Below are 18,561 nucleotides of genomic sequence, written 5' to 3' on the forward strand. Positions count from 1 at the left end.
GCGAAGCTCGAGAGCGCGTGCCCATCCACCGTGACGATCACCCCCCAGGCCCCACCTCCGGGCAGCCCGGCACAGGCCCGGGCAGCGGTGCCTGCCGCCGTTCGGCATTCGGCCCCTGGGGAGGCTCGAGGATCACGAATTCCACGCGCCGGTTCTGCTCGTTGGCCTCGCGGCTGCGGCCGGGCACCAGGGGCTGCGCGCTGCCGTGCCCCCGCGCCACAAGTCGCGCGGCGTCCACGCCTGCGACCACGAGCGCGTCGCGCACCGCCACCGCGCGGGCCTCGCTGAGCGCCTGCGCGCCGGGCTCGTCGCGGGATGCGTGGCCGGCCACCTCCACCAGCGTGAGCTGCGGGTTGTGGAGCAGCGTGGCGGCCACGGCCTCGATGATGGGTGTGCTGCGCGTGTCCGGCACGGCGCTGCGGCGGGCGAAGAAGACCTTGTCGAGGATGAAGAGCCGCTCATCGATCAGTAGGATGTTGCCGCGGTCGGGGCAGCCGTCCTCGTCTTCGTAGCCGTTGAAAACCTCGGGGATGCACGGGCACTGGTCGCTGACATCCACGATGCGGTCTTGGTCGTTGTCCGGGTCGGGGCAGCCGTCGGCATCCTGGTAGGCGTCCATGTCTTCCGGGTCGTTGGGACAGAGGTCGGACTCGTCGAGCAGGCCGTCATGATCGTTGTCGGGGTCCGGGCAGCCATCGGCGTCGTCGGTGTCGTCTTCGTCTTCCGGTTCCGCAGGGCACGCGTCGGACGCATCCGCGATGCGGTCCTCGTCGCGGTCGGCCGGCGGCGGGATCGGGTCCGGGGCAGGCGCCACGGCGGCACCGCAGCCAGCCACCAGCAAGACAGAGCAAAGGACGCACGCTGCGCGAAGCATGCCCGCAGGGTAGCGCTCATGAGGCGCGAGCGGGCACTTGCTGGCGCGTGCGTGGCACCGCTACGCTCGCGCGCCATGGCTGTCTCCCCTCGCTTGCTGGCGGTGCCGGCGTCCGTGCTGCTGGTGCGCGCGGCGCTGCTGGTGTTCGCGGCGGCCGTGGTGGCGCCCGGCCTGCTCCTGGCGCTCGACCTCGCGGCGCTGCTGGTGGCGGCGCTGGCCGTGGTCTTCGGCCGCGTCATCGGCGGCGGCTTCGGCAGCACGGTGCTCACGTTCGTCGGCCTCGGGCTGCCCATCGCGGGGCTCGGCGCGCTGACAGACGTGGTGGTGAGCCGCGAGGCCTCGAACCTATCCGGCATGCTGGCGCTGCTCGGCGTGGGGGTGGGCTTCTGCCTCGCCGGCCCCGCGCGCGACGAGCGCTTCAGCCAGGGCCTGGTGCTGCTGCTGGGCCTCGGCGCTCTCGCGCTGGGCGTACGGCTCCTGAACGAGTCCGGTGGGCTGCGCATGGGCGGCATGGTGAGCGCGCCCTACCTGGTGGCGGCCACGCTGGCGCTCGTGCTGCGCCCGCTGGCTGCCGCGCCCCGGCGTCCTGCCTGACGGCGGCCCTCAGCGCTCGCTGATGATGAACTCGAAGCTCTGGTCGCGCGCGAAGAAGAAGCGGTCCGTGTGGGCACGTCGGTGATCGATGGGCTAGTCATCACGAATGACGAACTCCCTCTGCCGCTCGTTCGGGGCCGTCTCACCACTCGGGGTCGCCCTGGTCGCGGCCTCGCTCGCGCTCGTCGCCACGCTCGCTTCGCCGGCGTCCACCCAGTCGAATGGCGCGGTCGTCCTCCAGCGCTTCGCGGGAACGTATCGGAGCCGGCTGCCCGACGGCGGTGGAGCCCTCATCCGGGCCGCGATCGAGGGGGTGGTGGTGGACATGGCCCCGGCACGCGAGAGCATCGCGCGACGTCGGCTCCTGGCGAGCGATCCGCCGATTCCCAGCGTCACGATCACGCCGCGCGGCGATGGGCTGGTCATCGACTACACGGGCGGCCGACGCAACGAGACGCCGAGCCTCGGCACGTTCGCGCCGAACCCCACGGCCGACGGCGGAACGGTCGACGTGAAGCACGACGTCGTCGGCAACCGGATTCGCGAGACGTATCGCGAGCGACGAGGCGGCGCGGTCCACCTCTTCTCGCTGTCGGGAGACGGCCGGGAGCTGACGCTCGAAGCCACCATCAGCAGCCCGCACCTGCCAGCATCCATCACGTACACGCTCGCGTTCGAGCGCACACGCTGACGGCGCTCCACGGCTCAGCCTGTCGGTGCGTTGGTGCGTCGTGCGGCTGCGAGCAGGCTGGCCACTTCGTCCACGAAGCCCAGCGCGATGTCGTCCACGTGGGAGACGCGCTCCCCGCACGCGAGCACGCCGAGGCCGAGCTGCTCACCCGTGCTCATCACGGTGAGGTTGAGCCCGGAGCCGTGCTGCACCGGCCCGAGGGGATAGATGCATGCGAGACGAGCCCCATGGCAATAGAGCGGTGCACGCGGACCGGGCACGTTCGAGATGACCACGTTCCAGAGCGCGGGGTGTAGGTCCGCCACGCGATGACGCGCGTAGAACGCCACGGCCGCGCTGAGAGCCCGCGGCACGGTGAGCGCGAGCACCAGATCCGCGAGCCGGAGATACGGGTTCGGGCCCGTCTTCCGATGCTTGCGCTTACCGCGGCTGGTCTCCGCCTGGATGCGGCGGAGGCGGCCCACGGGATCGAGCTCGTCCATGGGCAGATGGACCCGCAGCATCGAGACGTGGTTGCCGGCGTGGTCGCCGGACTCGTCGCGTAACGCCACCGGGACGTTCGCGATGAGCGCGCTCGAAGGCAGCGTGCCGCGCGCGACCAACCAGCGGCGCAACGTGCTGGCTGCGGCGGCGAGCACCACGTCGTTCACGGTCGCGTCGAACGCAGCGCCAATCGCACGCACGTCGTTGAGGCTCACGTGAGCGAGCGCCACCACGCGCTGGCGGGAGAGCGCGCCGCCCCATGGCGTGGGCGGGACGCGGAAGCTCGCGACGTCGCTGGGCATGCCCGAGCCGGATGCCGCGCCCCTCCTGCGCATCAGGGCGGAGGCTACGTCCACCGCCGCGTGTGTGACTCGGCCCGGCTTCGCGGCGAGCGAGCGCGCGCCCGTCAGCGCGAGCCGGACGACTCCCGGGTCGCGTGACCCATGCTGCACCTGCGGCGCTGGGGGCAAGGCTGTTTCACTCGGGCTGTGGTCGAAGAGGTCACCGAGCAGCGCCGCCAGCTTCGAGCCGTCCATCGTGGCGTGGTGAATCTTGGCCACTGCGACGAGCTCGCCCGAGGCCAGCCCCTCGACGAGCGCCACCTCCCACAGCGGCTTGTCACGGGGGAGCAAGCGCGCCGCGTAGTCGCCGACGAACGCGCGGAGCTCCGCCTCCCCGCCCGGGCTCGGCAGCCGCGTCCGGAAGAGGTGGCGACCCAGGTCCACCTCGGCGTCCTCGACCCACTGCAGGTCACCCAGACGGAGCGGCCCCTGCACCAGCTTGTGTCGGAACGCGGGCACGCGGTGGAGCCGGGCGCCGATCATCGCGCGCATCGACTCGAACGCCGACTGAGCGGGTTCGGGCGGCGGCTCGAACCGCAGCACCCCCAGGTTGTGGAGCGGCATCTCGGCCGTCTCCGCGATCAGCATCGCAGCGTCGAGCGTGGCGACCGGGGTCATGGTTTAGCGTGAGGACTACCGGCTGACGCGGCCCAGCGCCGTGGTGGCGCGCTGCGCGTTCGCAGGCTCCCGCGTGCCGATGGCCGTGATGTAGCGCTGGTACCACTCGGCGGCCTCGGTGTTCCTTCCGAGCTGCTCGTAGCAGGCGGCCAGGTCGAACATGGCGTCGTGGTACGCCGGGTTCAGCTCGATGGCGCGGCGGTACTGCGGGATGGCATCGTCGAAGCGCTCCAGCGAGCGCAGCGCCACGGCCAGGTTCAGGATCATGGCGTGGTCGTTGGGCTGGGTGATCAGCGCGCGCCGGAACAGGTCGGCCGCCTCCTGGTAGCGCCCCGTGTTGCGCAGGATGACGCCCAGGTTGTTGAGCAGGCTCGGGTCGTTGGGGACCTGCGCGAGGCCGCTCTGGTAGGCCGCGATGGCCTCGTCGTTGCGGTTGAGCCGGCGCAGGGCCACGCCCAGGTTGCCCCAGCTGTTGGTGTCGTCGGGGCGCAGCTCTACCGCGCGGCGCAGCGGGGCGACCGCCTCCTCGAAGCGTTGCAGGCGCACCAGCGTGGCGCCCACCATGGCGTGCCCGTCCGCGTGGGAGGGCTGCAGCTCGGCCACCCGGCGGTACGCGGCCAGGGCCTCATCCAGCCGGTTCAGCTCGCGCAGCACCGCCCCGCGCGTGAGGTGCGCCGCCGCCAGCGTGGGCTCGAGCGCCAGGGCCGCGTCCACCTCGGTGAGCGCCTCGGCCCAGCGGCCAGCCCGCTTGTGCGCCACCGCCGCCCGGTAGTGAGCCTGCGCCGGGCTCACCTGCTGAGCCACAGCAGAGGGCGTGCCCGTCAGCGTGGCGGGCACCACGCCGAAAGCGAGCGAGAGGAGCAGGCGGGGGACTCGGGCCGAACGGAATGCGGGCATCCGCCCACTATACCGGGCCCTGAGCGCTTCTGGGAGTCTTGGCGTCTGGGTACCTGGAGCAACCGTGGCAAGCAGGGCGAGCGGCGTCCGGGCAGGACAGGTTGCGTGTACCCGGTGTGGTCTGCGACCTTCCGCGGATGTCCGCCTCGAGCTCCGCGCCCTCGTCCACCAACCCGCTCGTCGATGACGCCTTCATCGACCTCCTGCTGTACGAGCACCTCGATGCCGTGGCGCTGACCGAGCTCCCCGCCTTCGCCGACCACTCGCGCGAGACCTTCGACCTCTACCTGGCCGCCGTGCGCCGCTTTGCGCGCGAGGAGCTGTTCCCCACGTACCGGCCCATGGACCAAGAGCCGCCCGTGCTGCGTGACGGCACGGTGGTCACGCACCCGAGCCTGCCGCACCTGTTCCGCAGCATGGTGGACCTGGGCGTCATGACGGCCACGCGCCCCGAGAGCGTGGGCGGGCAGCAGCTGCCGCAGCTGGTGGCCACGCTGGCCACGTCGTACCTCATGGCGGGCAACCTGAGCGCTTACGGCTACGTGGGGCTCACACACGGGGCGGCGCACCTGATCGAGGCCTACGGCACCGAGGCCCTCAAGGACGCGTACATGAAGCCCATGTACGCGGGCGAGTGGAACGGCACCATGGCCCTCACGGAGCCGCATGCGGGCAGCAGCCTGGGCGATGTGACCACGCGCGCCACGCCGACCGCGGCGGGCCACCACCTGATCCGCGGCAGCAAGATCTTCATCTCGGGCGCGGACAACACCATGGTGGACAACGTGGTGCACCTGACGCTGGCGCGCATCGAGGGGGCGCCGCCCGGCAGCGCGGGCATCTCGCTGTTTGCCGTGCCCAAGAAGCGCCTCGAGGGCGGGCGGCTGGTGCCCAACGACGTGCGCGTGTCGCAGGTCATCCACAAGATCGGCTGGAAGGGCCTGCCCAGCACCGCGCTCGAGTACGGCGACGAGGGCGACTGCCATGGCTATCTGGTGGGCGAGGAGCACCGCGGCCTGCGCTACATGTTCCAGATGATGAACGAGGCGCGCCTGATGGTGGGCATGAACGGCGCGGCCACGGCCTCGGTGGCCTATCACGAGGCGCGGCTGTATGCGCTCTCGCGGCCACAGGGGCGTGGGCTCGGTCAGCTGCCCTCGTCGCCGGTGGTGCCCATCGTCCAGCACGCGGACGTGCGGCGCATGCTGCTGCGCCAGAAGGCCATCGTGGAGGGCAGCCTGGCGCTGCTGGCCACCACCGCGCGCTTCGCCGACGTGGCCCAGCACGGTGCCGACGAGGCCACGCGCGAGCGGGCTCAGGCGCTGCTGGACCTGCTCACGCCCATCGCCAAGACCTTTCCGGCCGAGCGCGGCTTCGACGCCAACGCGCTGGCCGTGCAGGTGCTGGGCGGGTACGGCTACACCAGCGAGTACCTGCCGGAGAGCTACCTGCGCGACCAGCGCCTGAACAGCATCCACGAAGGCACCACGGGCATCCAGTCGCTGGACCTGCTGGGCCGCAAGCTGGGCGCGCGCGGCGGGGCAGGGCTGTTCGCGCTGGCCCAAGAGGTGCGCGGAACGCTGCAGGCCGCCGTGAGCCACGACGTGCCGAGCGAGCTGGTGACTGCCGTGGGCGACGCCGCGCAGGTGCTGGAGAAGCTGGTGGGCGAGCTGCTGGCCCGCGGTCAGCGCGGCGACACGGAGGGCATGCTGGCGCACAGCGCCGACTTCCTGGACCTGATGGGCACCTTCGTGGTGGCGTGGCAGTGGCTGGCGCTCTACGTGGTGGCGCAGCGCTCCACGCAGGCCGGGGCCACGCAGCACGCGGTGCGTGATGACGCCCTGCGCTGCACGGCGCAGTACTTCATCAACACCGAGCTGCCGCGCGTGCAGCTCTTGGCCGCGCTCTGCCGCAACGCCGAGGACTCGTATGTGAAGATGCGCCCGGAGTGGTTCGCGTGAGCCGACCCCCGGGTGTGCTGTTGCCCATCTTGCAGGAGGCCGACTGGAGCGGGCAGACGTTGGCCGTGGTGCGGCCGCTCGTACCCTTCGAGGCGCCGCGCGTGCCGTGGGTGTCCTTTGCCTATGCCGACTCGCAGCGGCGCTACACGGTGACGCCCTCGGCGCTCGAAGAAGAGGGCCGCTCGAAGGAGGCGCTCGAGTGGGAGGCCCTGGCCCAGCTCAGCCGGCGCGCCACCGAGTGGGAAGTGCGCGCGCGCCGTGCCGACGGCTGGCCGCTGGCGCTCACCGTGGTGGACGAGTTCGCGTCGGCCTTCGTGCTGGACGCCGGCCGCCTGCGCGAGGGGCACAAGCGCCTGGCCGCAGAGCGGGCTTGGGTGGCCATCCCCACGCAGGGCGTGCTGGTCATGCGGGCGCGCGAGGCGGACGACGCGGAGGCGCTGCTGGGCGCGCGTGAGCTCGAGGCCTGGGCGCGCGACGCCTTCTCGCGCGCGCTCGACACGCGGGTGACGCCCACGGTGTTCGCGGTGGAGGCCGGCGTGTTGGTGGCGGCCCTCGAGCCTGCGCCCGAGGGGGAGGCCGCCGAGCCCACGCTCCTGGTGCCTGTGCCGTATGACGCGGAGGAGCGCCGCATGGGCTTCTTCTACCGGGCCGGCTCTCGCCCGCTGCAGGTGGCCGACCTGACGCTCGCCGTGGAGATCGAGCGGCGCGGCCGTGTGGCGCCGGGGCAGCCGGTGGACGAGGTGTTCATCGCGTTCGACGGTGACGCCGACGCGCAGACGTTCGGGCCGCTGGTGCTGGAGCTGGGCCTGGTCGCGCTGGTCTCGCGGGGTGCCGCCCTCGAAGAGTGGGAGCCCGCCTCGTGAGCATGCACACCACGCGGCCCACGGTGCTGCTGTTCGACATCGACGGCACGCTGCTGAAGACCGGCGGGGCAGGGCGGCGCAGCATGCGCCAGGCCTTCGCGGACGTCTGTGGGCGCCCCGACGCGCTAGACGGCATGGACTTTCGCGGCATGACCGACCCGCTGATCTTCGAGGGCGGACTGCTCGCCGCTCAGATGGAGCCCACCGAGGCTCTCGTGTCCGCGCTGGCCGACGCCTACCTGCGCGCGCTCGCGCACGAGGTGCCCGCTTCGCCCGAGTACGAGGTGCTGCCCGGGGTGCGCGAGCTGCTGGCCAGCTTGTCGGGCCGCGACTGGCTGGCCATGGGCCTGGGCACCGGCAACTGCGAGGCCGGCGCGCGCACCAAGCTCACGCGCGGCGAGCTCTGGCACCACTTCGGCTTCGGCGGCTTCGGTGACGACCACCGCGACCGCGTGGAGCTGATTCGGGCGGGCGCCACGCGGGGTGCGAGCGCGCTGCGAGCCCCGCTGCAGGCCTGCCGCGTGGTCGTCATCGGTGACACGCCGAAGGACGCGCTCGCCGCGCGGGGCATCGACGCCGCGTGCCTGGGTGTGCTCACGGGCGGCCACACGGAGGCCGAGCTGCGCGACGCCGGGGCCGAGTGGGTGGTGCCCGACCTGTGCCACCCGAGCGTGATCCCCACGCTGCTGGACGAGCCGTAGGGCTGCCCGCAACCACCCTTCATTCGCTGTACGGCACCGGCTCGCAGGGCAGCTGCCGGCCAATCCAGCGCATGAGCGAGGTGCGCGGCCGCCCCGTGTCTTCGTACTCGATCACCGCATACGTCAACCCCGTGGCCTGCCCCAGGTGCTTCAGGTCCAGGTTGATCATCTTCACCCACGTCCCCGTGTTCACCAGCAGCTTGCCGTCGGCGAAGGGCTTGTAGCGCGGCTGGTGGCTGTGCCCGACGATCAGCGTGTGCACCCCGCGCACCTTGCGCAGCGCGCGCTCGGCGTGGGCGTTGTAGCCGCCGCCCAGCTCCAGCAGGTCTTCGCGCACCATGCTGGGGAGCTTGCGGATGCGGTCGGTCCACGCGGCCAGGGCGAACACGCGGTGCCGCAGGAAGTACACCGTGGAGCGCCAGAAGAACGTGAGCGCGATGCGCGGGTCGAACACCAGCGAGCCCCAGATGAAGCGCGACAGCGGCTGGATGCGGTCGATGTGGCTGCGCAGCTCCTTCAGCGGGTTGAGCACCTCGAGGATCCACAGCGTGCCCCACGGCAGGAACAGGATCTCGGTCCCGTCGCGGCGCTTGCGGGTCATCTCCTGGTAGTCCACGCGGTGGATGCGCTCGAACTGGTGGCCGTGGCGCACCTGGATGCCCTCGGGCAGGTAGTAGGTGTCGGAGCCCGTGATGAAGCGCACGCGCTCGGCGGCGCTGCCGGGGGCCACGTAGCGGCAGAACAGCTCCTGCGCGCCCGGGAACCACATCTCGAGGTCGTGGTTGCCCGGCAGGTAGGTGATGCGGTTCTCGGGGTTGTCCATGAAGCGCTTGAGCGCATGCACGAAGCGCGGGTGTCCTTCGAGGCAGGGCCGCAGCTTCTCGATGGCCACGTGCTCGGTGATCTCGAGCGGCCACACCCCGTCGATCTTGATCTTCAGCAGGTCGAAGATGTCGCCGTTCAGGATCAGCTCCACGCCGCCCGTCTGCCCGTGCTCGCGGTCGTAGTGCTCCAGCAGCTCGGTGAAGCGCTCGTCGTGGAAGAAGTCCTCCATCGGGTTGGGCTCGCCCAGCTTCTGGCCGTTGGCCAGGTGCAGGTCGCTGATGACGAGTCGCGTGAGCTTCATGGGTCTCGACGTTGAAGTGGGCCTGCCGGCACGTCACACTGAGCCCGAGCATGCGCGCGCCCAGCACCATAGCCCACGTCGCCGCGCGGGCCCAAGCCTCCGTCACCCTGCGCGCGGTGTGTGCGCTCGCGCCTTGGCTGCTGGTGTTGGGGCTCACGGGCACGGGTTGCCGCGTCATCACGCTGGACCAGCCGCCGCCGCTGGGGAACCCCACCCCCCGTGACGCCGGCCCGCAAGACTTGGGCGGCTTTCCCGATGCCGGCCCGATGGGCCTGCTGCTGGACCGTGTAGAGCCGCCCCACGGGCCCTTCTCGGGCGACCAAGAGGTCACCCTGCGCGGTGTGGGCTTCACGCCCAACAGCGTGGTCACCTTCGCGGGCGTGACCCTGCCGGCCAACGACACGCGCTACGTGGACGGCAACCGCATCCGCGTGCTCACGCCCGCCTCGGCGCCGGGCCCCGCAGAGGTGTCCGTGCGCAGCGGCGAGCGGGTGTCCACGCTGGCCGCGGGCTACGTCTACGACTCCTTGGCGCTCGACCCCACGCGCGGCAGCGTGGCGGGCGGCACGCGCATCGAGATCACGGGCCTCGGCGCCTCGTTCTCGGACACCGACGAGGTGCGCCTCGGCGGCGTGCCCTGCAGCGCCATCGAGGTGCCGTCGCCCAGCCGCCTGGTGTGCCTGGCTCCCGCCGCGCCCCCGGGCACCGTGGACGTCAGCTACCGCGCGGCGGGCAGCGAGCCCATCGTGCTCACGGCGGCGTTCACCTACTTCGACGCGTCGGACCCCATCGCGGGCGGCCTCGGCGGCGGCGTCATCCAGGGCAGCGTCAACGTCACCGTCATCAGCCGCTTCACGGGCGGCGCGCTGCCCGAGGCGTTCGTCATGCTGGGCACGCAGCTGCCCGCGCAGGTGTCGGGGCGCACGGACATCCGCGGGCAGGTCACGCTCAGCGCGGTGGGCCTCGCTGGGCCCCAGACCCTCACGGTGGCGGCCTACTGCCACGAGAAGACCACCATCGTGGACTTCGATGCCGCCAGCGTCACCGTCTTCCTCGAGCCCTGGCTGGACGTGGGCTGCGTGGAGATCGTGCTCGGCGAGATGATGATGGGCTTCCCGCGCGTGGGCATCGCCCGCAACGGGGCCTTCATCGAGGGCGAGCTGCGCTTCCCGGGCCCCAACGAGCACGCCCCCAACGGCTGGGACAGCCTGCCCACCCCTCGCGCCGGAGAGGTGCGCGTGGCCTACGTGCAGACCACCACCGCCTGCGCCACGTGTCGCAACATCGCGCCCGGCGGCCCGGCGGGCACCAGCGACCGCATCACCGAAGACATGCAGGGCGTGCGTGGCAACCCGTTCCGCATCGCGTCGCGCGCCTCGGCGCTGGCGGTCTTCGCCATCGCGGGCATCGAGAACACGCAGACCGGGCAGTTCGCTCCCTATGTCATGGGCATGCGGCGAGGCGTGCTGCTGGGGCCCGAGCAGACGCTCAGCAACGTCGAGCTGCAGATGAACATCCCGCTGGACCAGCCGCTGGACATCGAGCTCTCCGGCTTGCCCGCGCCCAGCTCGCGCGGGCCGGACCGCTTCGTGGTGCGCGCCACGCTCGACTTGGGCGGCGAAGGCTTCCTGCGGCCCTTCGCGCGCCTGAACGCGCTCGACGAAGTGGTTCGGCTGAGCAGCGAGGGCATCATCCGGCTGGTGGCGCAGCCGCCGCTCACCGGGCCCCTGTTCGATGGGCGCTACTTCGTGGACGCCGCCTGGGTCACCGGGGCCACGCTGGACAACCCCTCCACGCACGTGGTGCGCAGCGGCGTGCGCCCGCTCGGTGGCTCGGTCAGCCTGGCGGGCTTCGTGGGCTTGCCCGAGGTCACTGCACCCACCTACGGGCAGCTGTTGCCCGCAGACCGCATCTTGCGCTGGGACGTCACGGGCCCCGAGCCCGACGTCTGGATGATCTACGTGGAGGGCAGCGACGGCAACGCGCAGTGGCGCCACTTCGTGCGGGGCGACGCGCGTCAGGCCCCGTTGCCGGACCTCTCCGCCGAAGACGAAATCGCGGACGTCAGCCCCGGGCCGCTGCGCATCACCATCTACGGCATCAACGTGGCCGACTTCGACTTCGACTCCTTCACCTACTCGTCCCTCTCCTCGCAGCGCTGGTCCGCGTGGTCGGTGGACACCATCGTGGCGCAACGATGACCCTCCGCACCGTCCTCGCCTTGCTGACGTTGGCCGCCGGCCTGCCCGCCTGTGGAGCCCCAGCCCCCAGCCAACCGGACACGGGCCCGGTCACCGGCTTCGTGTGCGAGCGGGCGGGGCAGACCGGCTGCGACCAGGGAGCCTTCGTCACCTGTGTGGGATCGGGGGCTTTCCTGCGCGCCGAGCGCGACGAGTGCGGCGACCGCGGTCAGGTCTGCGTGGCCTCGCTGGGCTGCCGCGTGTGCGACCCGCAGGTCCCTCTGTGCCAGGGCAACCAGCCGGGCGTCTGCCGCGCGGACGGCTCGGCTGTGGACTTGATGCCGGCCTGTCCCCCGGAGCGCGTGTGCAACGACGGCGCGTGCGTGAACGCGTGCAGCCTGGCCGACCTCCAGCAGAGCTACGTGGGCTGCGAGTTCTTCGCCATCGACCTCGACAATGCTGCGCTCGGAGGCGGCCGCGACGCCTCGTCGCAGCAGTTCGCGGTGGTGGTGTCCAACCCCGGGGCCGCGTCGTCCGCCGTGGTCGTGGAGGTCAACGACGCGTTGCCTGGCCAGCCTCCGGTCCTGCGCGAGGTGGCCAGTTCGCTGGTGCTGCCCGGTGACCTCGAGGTCTTCGAGCTTCCGCGCCGTGAGGTGGACGGCAGCAGCAGCAACGCCCCCTGCGACGTCACCGCGCGCGAGTGCCGCGGCGCCGAGGTGTGCGTCTGCTCGGCGGACGACACCATCGCCCCGTGCTTCTGCCGCGTGGACGCCGAGTCCGGCGGACAGAACGACGGCACGCACACGGCCATCACGTCGCACGCGTACCGCATCACCAGCGACCAGCCCATCGTCGCCTACCAGTTCAACCCGCTCGACAACGTGTCCGTGTTCAGCAACGACGCGTCGCTGTTGCTGCCCGCGCGCGCGCTCACGGCGTCGTACACGGTGGTCTCGTGGCCGCAGACCATCGCAGACTCGGACTGTCCGCCCGAGATGCCGTGCCCGGACATCGACTTCGACACGTCGTCTCGTGATGAGGGTCTGCGCGCCTTCCTGACCATCGTGGCCCCCGAGGCCAACACGCAGGTCACCATCACGCTCGGTCCGGACATCGTGCGCGTGCTGCCGGGTAGCGGCGTGCCCATGGGCCTGGCAGGCGACACGCTGGTGGCCACGCTGGGCGCCTTCGACGTGCTCAACCTGGAGACCGCCGGGTTCATGGCCGACTTCACCGGGTCCTACGTGAGCGCCAGCAAGCCGGTGGGCGTGTTCGTGGGGAGCGAGGCATCGGACGCGCCCATGTTCGAGACCTACGCCAACCGTCAGTGCTGCGCCGACCACTTGGAAGAGCAGCTCTTCGGGGACGGAACGCTCGGCACGCAGTACGTCATCGCGCGCATGCCCGGGCGGGCCGCCGCGCTGAACGTGGCCTTCGTGGACCCCACTCTGGACAGCGTGGCCGTGGGCAACGAGGTGGAGTACGTGCGCGTCATCGCGGTGCAGGACGACACCGAGATCACCACCACGCTCCCGCCTCCGGACGACCGCTTCGTGCTGGACGCGCGCGAGTCCCGCCTGCTGGACGCCACGCGCGACTTCGAGCTGTTCAGCACCACGGGGCGGCCCGTGTCCGTGCTGCAGGCCCTCCCCAGCCAGCAGGCGGTGGGCATCCCCAGCTCGCCCGTCCGCTATCCGGGCGGTGACCCATCCATCATCATGGTGCCGCCCATCGAGCAGTACCGCAGCGAGTACGTGTTCCTCACGCCGGACCGCTACGCCTTCGACTTCGTGGTCATCGTGGCGCCCAGCGCCGCCGAGGTGCGCCTCGACGGTGAAGAGCTGCGCGCGCGCGGGTGCAGCGTGTCCTCGGCCGATGGCCTGATGCGCGGGCCCTCGGACCCCCCTTCCACGCGCCTGATCTACCGCTGCCAGCTGAGCTTCCCCGAGGTGGAGCGCGACGTGGTGCGCGCCGGCATGCAGGACGACGGCGTTCATCGCCTGGAAGCCAATGCTCCCGTGGGCCTCGTGGTCTATGGCTTCGACGCGTTCGTGAGCTACGCGTACGCGGGCGGCCTGAACCTCCAGCCCATCTTCGAGTGATGAACGAGATGTCCATGCAGACACGACGGACGCAGGTGCTGGTGACCACCTGCGTGGTAACGTTAATGGCCAGCGTGGGGCTCGGGCAGCCGGCGCAGGGTGCGGTGTCACTCGGGGCGCTCTCCGTGCGCGGTCCGCTGGGGCGGCCCGCCATCCAACAGGTGCTGGAGAACTCGCTCGGGTCCTACCAGGCCTGCGTCGCGCAGCGCGCCGGGGAGCGGCTGTCCGGCGAGCTGTCCGTGCGCGTCCACATCGAAGCCAACGGCGTCCCCATCGCGGCCAGCGTGGACCGCTCCAACGTGGGTGACCGGGCGCTCGAGCGCTGCGTGGCGGCGGCCACGGAGGCCTGGCGCCTCGCGGAGCGTAACGCGGCCACCCTGGTGACCTTCACCCTGCGGGTGGGCCGCGGCGAGCCCAGCGGCCAGCAGCGCGACGTGGGGCAGGTCATCTCGCTGGGCGACAGCGACGACGGCCACCTGCCCGAGTCCGCCCGCAACAGCCAGCCCGGCGGTGGGCGCCCCTTGGTGTTGCGGCGCACCTGGGCTCCTGTTCCGGGTGGCATGCACGTGGTGGGCGCTCTCAGCGAGGCGCGCGTGGCCCAGGCGCTGCGGGGGCGCACCAACCTGCTGCGGCGCTGCGTCTCGGTGGCGCACGTGGGCACGGGTGAGGCTGCGCCCTGGGAGGTGCTGGTGTCCCTCCGCCTCGGGCCCAGCGGCCAGGTCAACCAAGAGCCCGTGGTCCAGGTGAGCGGTGCGCCTCCCAGCGTGACCGCTTGCGTGGCCGCCGTGCTGCGCGAGACCCGTTTCCCGCAGGCCACCGCCGAGACCCAGGTGGTGGCACGCTACCGGGCTGTCCCGCGCTCGTAACGCCGCGGCATGCTTGACGATACGTCGGTGCGGGGGCGTGTGAGAACAATCGTTCACCCCCGTGCGTTTCCCCCGGGCGTCTAGAACCGCCATACTCCCTGTGTCCCTCCGTGCGCCTGCCCTCCCTCGATACCACGTCGCTCATCCTGGCGTTGACGCTCTTCGCGTCCGTGGTCGCCCATGCGGGCGTGCACTACAGCCTGGGCGTGCTGGCCAAGGCACAGGCCCTCGAGGCGCTGCTGCGTGAGCGTGAGGCGGCTTCCCGGCGCGGCGATGGACGCGCGGTGCTGGAGTTCGAGCTGAGCGATGACCAGCGGCCCGCGCCCGAGGTGCGCCCCAGCACCAGCGTGGATCCGAGCGCTCAGCCACCCAGCGACGCCGAGGCTCCCGACGTGGAGCAGGCCGAGACCGAGGAGGCCCGCCGCGCACGTCTCCGGGCCGAGCGCCTCGCGCGCGCACGCCAACAGCGGGAGCAAGCCAGCGCGGAGGCGGTGGCCACCGCCCAGCCCGAAGAGCGGCAGCCCGAGCCCGAGCCGGAACCCGAGCTCCAGCTCACGCCGCCGGCGCCCACGCCGCCTACACCCCCGCCGCCACCGCCGCAGCAGGAAGAAGAGCGCATCGCGGTCCGGCAGCACTCCGAGAACCCCGACGATCCGCCGCCCGACACGGTCTACATCGCGGACGAGAACAACACCGTGGAAGAGGAGACCGTGGCGGAGATCACCAACCTCGACCGCGACGACGTGGAGACCAGCGTGGGCGCCGAGCTGGAGCAGCCCACCGACCCGCTCGAAGAAGAGGGCAACGCGGACGACGAGACGCTGGCCGAGTCCGAGGACGTGGACGGCAGCGAGGAACGCCGACCCACGCCGGAGGAGGTCACGCGGCGGCCGCGGGAGCGGCCCAACACCGAGACACGCGCCGAGGGGCGCACCACGGCCGACGCGCCAGCCGACTCGCGCGCGGAGCGCACACCGGGGGGCGATGGAGCGACCGGCGCAGCGGCTCAGCGGCAGGCCGGGGTGCGCGGGCGCGCGGGCGGAGGAGACCCGAACGCCGGCGGCGCGGCGGCCTTGCTGGCAGCCGCCCAGGGCGACTGGACGCTGCGCACGCCGGGCTCACTGGGCGCGGGCGGCGGCGATGGCGCAGGCGGCGTGCCCATCCCCCAGCGCGAGGCCCGTGAGGGCGTCCCGCGCGGCTCCACGCGTGGGCAGGCCGACCGCGGGCGGCGGCCGGGAGAGCGCACGGGGCGCCCTGGGCCAGACCTCACGCTGCGCTACAGCCAGCTGGTGGACATCGTGGGCGAGGAGCGCCTGGCCGAGGAGCGGGAGGCTCACTTCGCCGAGCAGCGCTCGCGCATCCGCGGCAGCTCGAGCGGCGCCAACTGGCAGCAGTTCCGCGCGGCGCTCGAGAACTACATGCCCAGCGTGCGGCCAGGCGCGCAGACGGCGCTCAACGCAGCGCGCTCACCCTTTGCCACCTACGTGGCGCGCATCCACGACCGGCTGCACCAGACCTACCACGACTTCGTGCAGAACCTGCCGCTCGAGGCCAGCGGGCCCTTCGGCGACCCCAACCTGCGCACGCTGTTGGAGATCGTGCTCAACCGCGACGGCAGCGTGCACCGCGTGGGCGTGGTGCGCTCATCGGGGCTCTCCATGTTCGACTACGGGGCCTACAACGCCGTGATGCGCGGCCAGCCATATCCGGTGGCGCCCGACGAGATCCTGAGCGGCGACGGGCGCATCTACATGCACTGGGACTTCCATCGCCAGCAGCCCTACTGCCACCAGAGCCACGCGCGCCCCTACATCCTGCCCAACATCGGCGGAGCGCGAGAAGACGAGCTCCCCGTGCAGCAGCTGCAAGACAGCACGCTGGTGCCGTCCGACGCGCGCGTGAACTACGGCGTGGGGGGCCAGAGTGCCGACGACGAGGCGCTGGACGACGAAGAGCTGGACGACGAAGAGCTCGAGGAGGACGAGGAGGGCCACGACCACGAGGCCGAAGCCGACCCCGAGCCCCCCGCACCGCGCAGCCGCGGGCCGCGCCTTTGAGCGAGCCCAGCGGGCCTGACGCCGGCGCCGAGCTCCGCCGAGCGCTCACGCAGCGCGCTCACGAGCTGGGCTTCGCGCGCGTGGGGGTGGCCCGCGCCAGCGCCCTCGACGAAGAGGGTGAGCGTCTGCGCGCGTGGCTTCAGGCGGGCCACCACGACGGCATGAGCTGGATGGCCGACACGGCCGACGTGCGCACGGACCCGCGGCACCCGCGCATGCTGGAAGAGGCGGTGAGCGTGGTGGTGCTCGCCACGCCGTTCTTGTCGCGGCAAGAGCAGCCCATCGGCATCGGGGAAGGGCGCGTGGCGCGCTACGCCTTCGGGCGCGACTACCACAACGTGCTCGGCCGGCGCCTGCGCAAGCTGGAGCGCTTCCTGCGCGACCAAGGCCACCGCGTGCGCCACTCGGTGGACTCACGCCCCGTGTTCGAGCGCGCCTGGGCGGTGCGCGCGGGGCTCGGCTTCGTGGGCAAGAACTGCTGCTTGATCATCCCGGGCCTCGGCTCGCACGTGTTCTTGAGCACGCTGGTGACCAGCGCGTTCTTGCCCACTGACGAGCCCGTGCGCGAGGGCTGCGGGCGCTGCACGGCGTGCCTCACCGCGTGCCCCACCGAGGCGTTCGTCGCGCCGCGCGAGCTGGACGCGCGCCTGTGCATCAGCAACCTGACCATCGAGCGCGAGGACAACGCGGCCTTGGCGCTGCGCCCGCGCATCGGGGACTGGCTGTTCGGCTGCGACGCCTGCCAGGACGTGTGCCCCTACAACCGCACCACACCCGAGCCGCTCGACGCGGCGTTCGAGCCGCACCCGCGCCTGCGCGAGGTGGACCTGCCCGGCCTCCTGCGCATGGAAGAAGAGGCGTTCCTGCTGTGGTCCGAGGGCTCTCCCATGCGCCGCTCGGGCATCGCGCGCCTGGCCCGCAACGCTGCCGTGGTGCTGGGCAACGTGGGCACGCGCGTGCACCTGCCGGTCTTGCAGGAGGCCAGCCTCAGCCACCCGAGCGACACCGTCCGTGAGGCGGCCCGCTGGGCGTTGGGTGAGATCGAGGGCCGCGAGGGGCACCCCGGCGGAGGGGGCTCTCAGCCGGCTTCGTCGTCGTCGTCCGACTGAGCCTGCGTGCGGCTGCCGCTGCCGGCGGTGTCGTGCAGGTCTTGCGGGCGCGCTCCCAGCACCAGGTTGTCGCTGGTCACGCGCGCCGGGTCGGTCTTCCTCAGGATGGCCTCGAGGGCCAGCAAGATGGCGTCGAGGCCCTCGCGCGTGGCGGCGCTGAACGGCATGACCTTGATGCCCAGCTCCGCAAAGCCCTCACGCGAAGCCTCGAGCGCCTCCTGCGCCTCGAGCAAGTCCATCTTGCTGAACGCCACGATGGCGGGGCGCTCCAGCAGCGACGCATCGAACGTGGCCATCTCGTTGAGCAGCGTCTTGTAGTCGGCCACCGGGTCGCGGCTCGGATCCGGGTCGTAGGTGATGACGTGCAGCAACACGCGGTTGCGCTCCACGTGGCGCAGGAAGCGCAGCCCGAGGCCCGCGCCCTCGGAGGCGCCCTCGATGATGCCGGGGATGTCGGCCACCACGAAGTTGCGGTCCGGGCCCAGCGACGCCACGCCCAGGTTGGGCACCAGCGTGGTGAACGGGTAGTCCGCGATCTTCGGCGTGGCGCGCGACACGGCGGCGATGAACGTGGACTTGCCCACGTTGGGGAAGCCCACCACGCCCACGTCGGCCATGAGCTTCAGCTCCAGCTTCAGGTTGCGGTGCTCGCCCTCTTCGCCCGGATCGGCGCGCCGCGGCGCGCGGTCGAACGGCGTGGCGAAGCGCATGTTGCCGCGTCCCCCCTTGCCCCCGCGGGCCACCACGAACGTCTGCCCCGGCTCGGCCAGGTCCACCAGCAGCTCGCCGGTGTCCGCGTCGTACACCTGCGTGCCCACGGGCACCTGCACCACCTCATCGCGCCCAGCGTGGCCGAACTGGTCCTTGCCACGGCCATGCTCGCCAGGAGGCGCGGTCAGATGGCGCCGGTAGTGCAGGTCCATCAGCGTGGACATGCGCTCGTGCGCCTCGAAGACGATGTCGCCGCCGGAAGGACCGCCGAGGGGAACGTACTTCTCACGGCGAAAGGCCACCGCACCATTGCCACCGTTGCCGGCCTGGACTTCGATTTCAACTAGATCGACGAAACGCACGGGGCGCAAGGTGCGTGCGCCGGCC

15 protein-coding genes are annotated in these 18,561 nt (G+C 71.8%); 10 read left to right on the plus strand and 5 right to left on the minus strand.

Annotation, left to right across the window (positions count from 1 at the left end; genetic code table 11):
* Positions 1-37: 37 nt before the first annotated feature.
* Entirely contained in the window at positions 38-874 is an 837-nt protein-coding gene (locus tag IPI43_22865; protein ID MBK7776936.1) for an OmpA family protein, read from the minus strand.
* Positions 875-949: 75 nt separating this feature from the next.
* On the opposite strand from IPI43_22865, the gene IPI43_22870 reads away from it, so the two are divergent.
* A complete protein-coding gene (locus IPI43_22870; GenBank protein MBK7776937.1) occupies positions 950-1,468 on the plus strand; it encodes a hypothetical protein in 519 nt (172 codons plus the stop codon).
* 106 nt (positions 1,469-1,574) lie between these two features.
* Positions 1,575-2,159: a hypothetical protein gene (locus IPI43_22875; GenBank protein MBK7776938.1), complete on the plus strand. Its 585-nt coding sequence runs from the start codon at positions 1,575-1,577 to the stop codon at positions 2,157-2,159.
* A gap of 14 nt (positions 2,160-2,173) precedes the next feature.
* Here IPI43_22875 and IPI43_22880 read toward each other — a convergent pair whose 3' ends face one another.
* Positions 2,174-3,601, minus strand: coding sequence for a wax ester/triacylglycerol synthase family O-acyltransferase (locus IPI43_22880; protein MBK7776939.1), 1,428 nt, complete (start codon positions 3,599-3,601; stop codon positions 2,174-2,176).
* A gap of 15 nt (positions 3,602-3,616) precedes the next feature.
* Positions 3,617-4,498, minus strand: coding sequence for a tetratricopeptide repeat protein (locus IPI43_22885; GenBank protein MBK7776940.1), 882 nt, complete (start codon positions 4,496-4,498; stop codon positions 3,617-3,619).
* A 137-nt stretch (positions 4,499-4,635) separates the two neighbouring features.
* Between IPI43_22885 and IPI43_22890 the strand changes: the two genes are divergently transcribed.
* Genes IPI43_22890 through IPI43_22900 form a run of 3 tightly spaced genes read left to right on the plus strand, consistent with a single transcriptional unit; the run spans position 4,636 to position 8,023 of the window.
* On the plus strand, positions 4,636-6,459 hold the full coding sequence (locus IPI43_22890) for an acyl-CoA dehydrogenase (GenBank protein ID MBK7776941.1): 1,824 nt from the start codon (positions 4,636-4,638) through the stop codon (positions 6,457-6,459).
* Positions 6,456-7,322: a hypothetical protein gene (locus IPI43_22895; GenBank protein MBK7776942.1), complete on the plus strand. Its 867-nt coding sequence runs from the start codon at positions 6,456-6,458 to the stop codon at positions 7,320-7,322. The genes IPI43_22890 and IPI43_22895 overlap by 4 nt, the downstream gene beginning before the upstream one ends.
* Before the next feature lie 2 nt (positions 7,323-7,324).
* Positions 7,325-8,023: an HAD hydrolase-like protein gene (locus tag IPI43_22900; protein MBK7776943.1), complete on the plus strand. Its 699-nt coding sequence runs from the start codon at positions 7,325-7,327 to the stop codon at positions 8,021-8,023.
* 19 nt (positions 8,024-8,042) lie between these two features.
* On the opposite strand, the gene IPI43_22905 is transcribed toward IPI43_22900, so the two are convergent.
* A complete protein-coding gene (locus IPI43_22905) occupies positions 8,043-9,149 on the minus strand; it encodes a metallophosphoesterase (protein ID MBK7776944.1) in 1,107 nt (368 codons plus the stop codon).
* Between the two features lie 50 nt (positions 9,150-9,199).
* On the opposite strand from IPI43_22905, the gene IPI43_22910 reads away from it, so the two are divergent.
* The 5 genes from IPI43_22910 to queG all read left to right on the plus strand — a co-directional run bounded on the left by IPI43_22910 (position 9,200) and on the right by queG (position 17,463).
* Positions 9,200-11,350 (plus strand): IPT/TIG domain-containing protein, encoded by a 2,151-nt coding sequence (locus IPI43_22910; GenBank protein MBK7776945.1) that lies wholly within the window; start codon positions 9,200-9,202, stop codon positions 11,348-11,350.
* Complete coding sequence (locus tag IPI43_22915) at positions 11,347-13,431, plus strand: IgGFc-binding protein (protein ID MBK7776946.1); 2,085 nt, start codon at positions 11,347-11,349, stop codon at positions 13,429-13,431. The genes IPI43_22910 and IPI43_22915 overlap by 4 nt, the downstream gene beginning before the upstream one ends.
* The gene (locus IPI43_22920; protein ID MBK7776947.1) at positions 13,431-14,297 is read left to right on the plus strand and encodes a hypothetical protein; all 867 of its coding nucleotides are present in this window, start codon (positions 13,431-13,433) and stop codon (positions 14,295-14,297) included. The genes IPI43_22915 and IPI43_22920 overlap by 1 nt, the downstream gene beginning before the upstream one ends.
* Positions 14,298-14,407: 110 nt before the next feature.
* Positions 14,408-16,354 carry a TonB family protein gene (locus IPI43_22925; protein ID MBK7776948.1) on the plus strand — a complete coding sequence of 649 codons (1,947 nt, stop codon included), beginning with the start codon at positions 14,408-14,410 and terminating at the stop codon, positions 16,352-16,354.
* Positions 16,351-17,463 (plus strand): tRNA epoxyqueuosine(34) reductase QueG, encoded by a 1,113-nt coding sequence (gene queG, locus IPI43_22930; GenBank protein MBK7776949.1) that lies wholly within the window; start codon positions 16,351-16,353, stop codon positions 17,461-17,463. The genes IPI43_22925 and queG overlap by 4 nt, the downstream gene beginning before the upstream one ends.
* Here queG and obgE read toward each other — a convergent pair.
* The gene (gene obgE, locus IPI43_22935; protein MBK7776950.1) at positions 17,433-18,536 is read right to left on the minus strand and encodes a GTPase ObgE; all 1,104 of its coding nucleotides are present in this window, start codon (positions 18,534-18,536) and stop codon (positions 17,433-17,435) included. The two genes, queG and obgE, sit on opposite strands and share 31 nt — an antisense overlap.
* Positions 18,537-18,561: the final 25 nt, after the last annotated feature.

This window comes from Sandaracinaceae bacterium (assembly GCA_016706685.1).
Classification (GTDB): domain Bacteria; phylum Myxococcota_A; class Polyangia; order Polyangiales; family Houyiibacteriaceae; genus JADJJE01.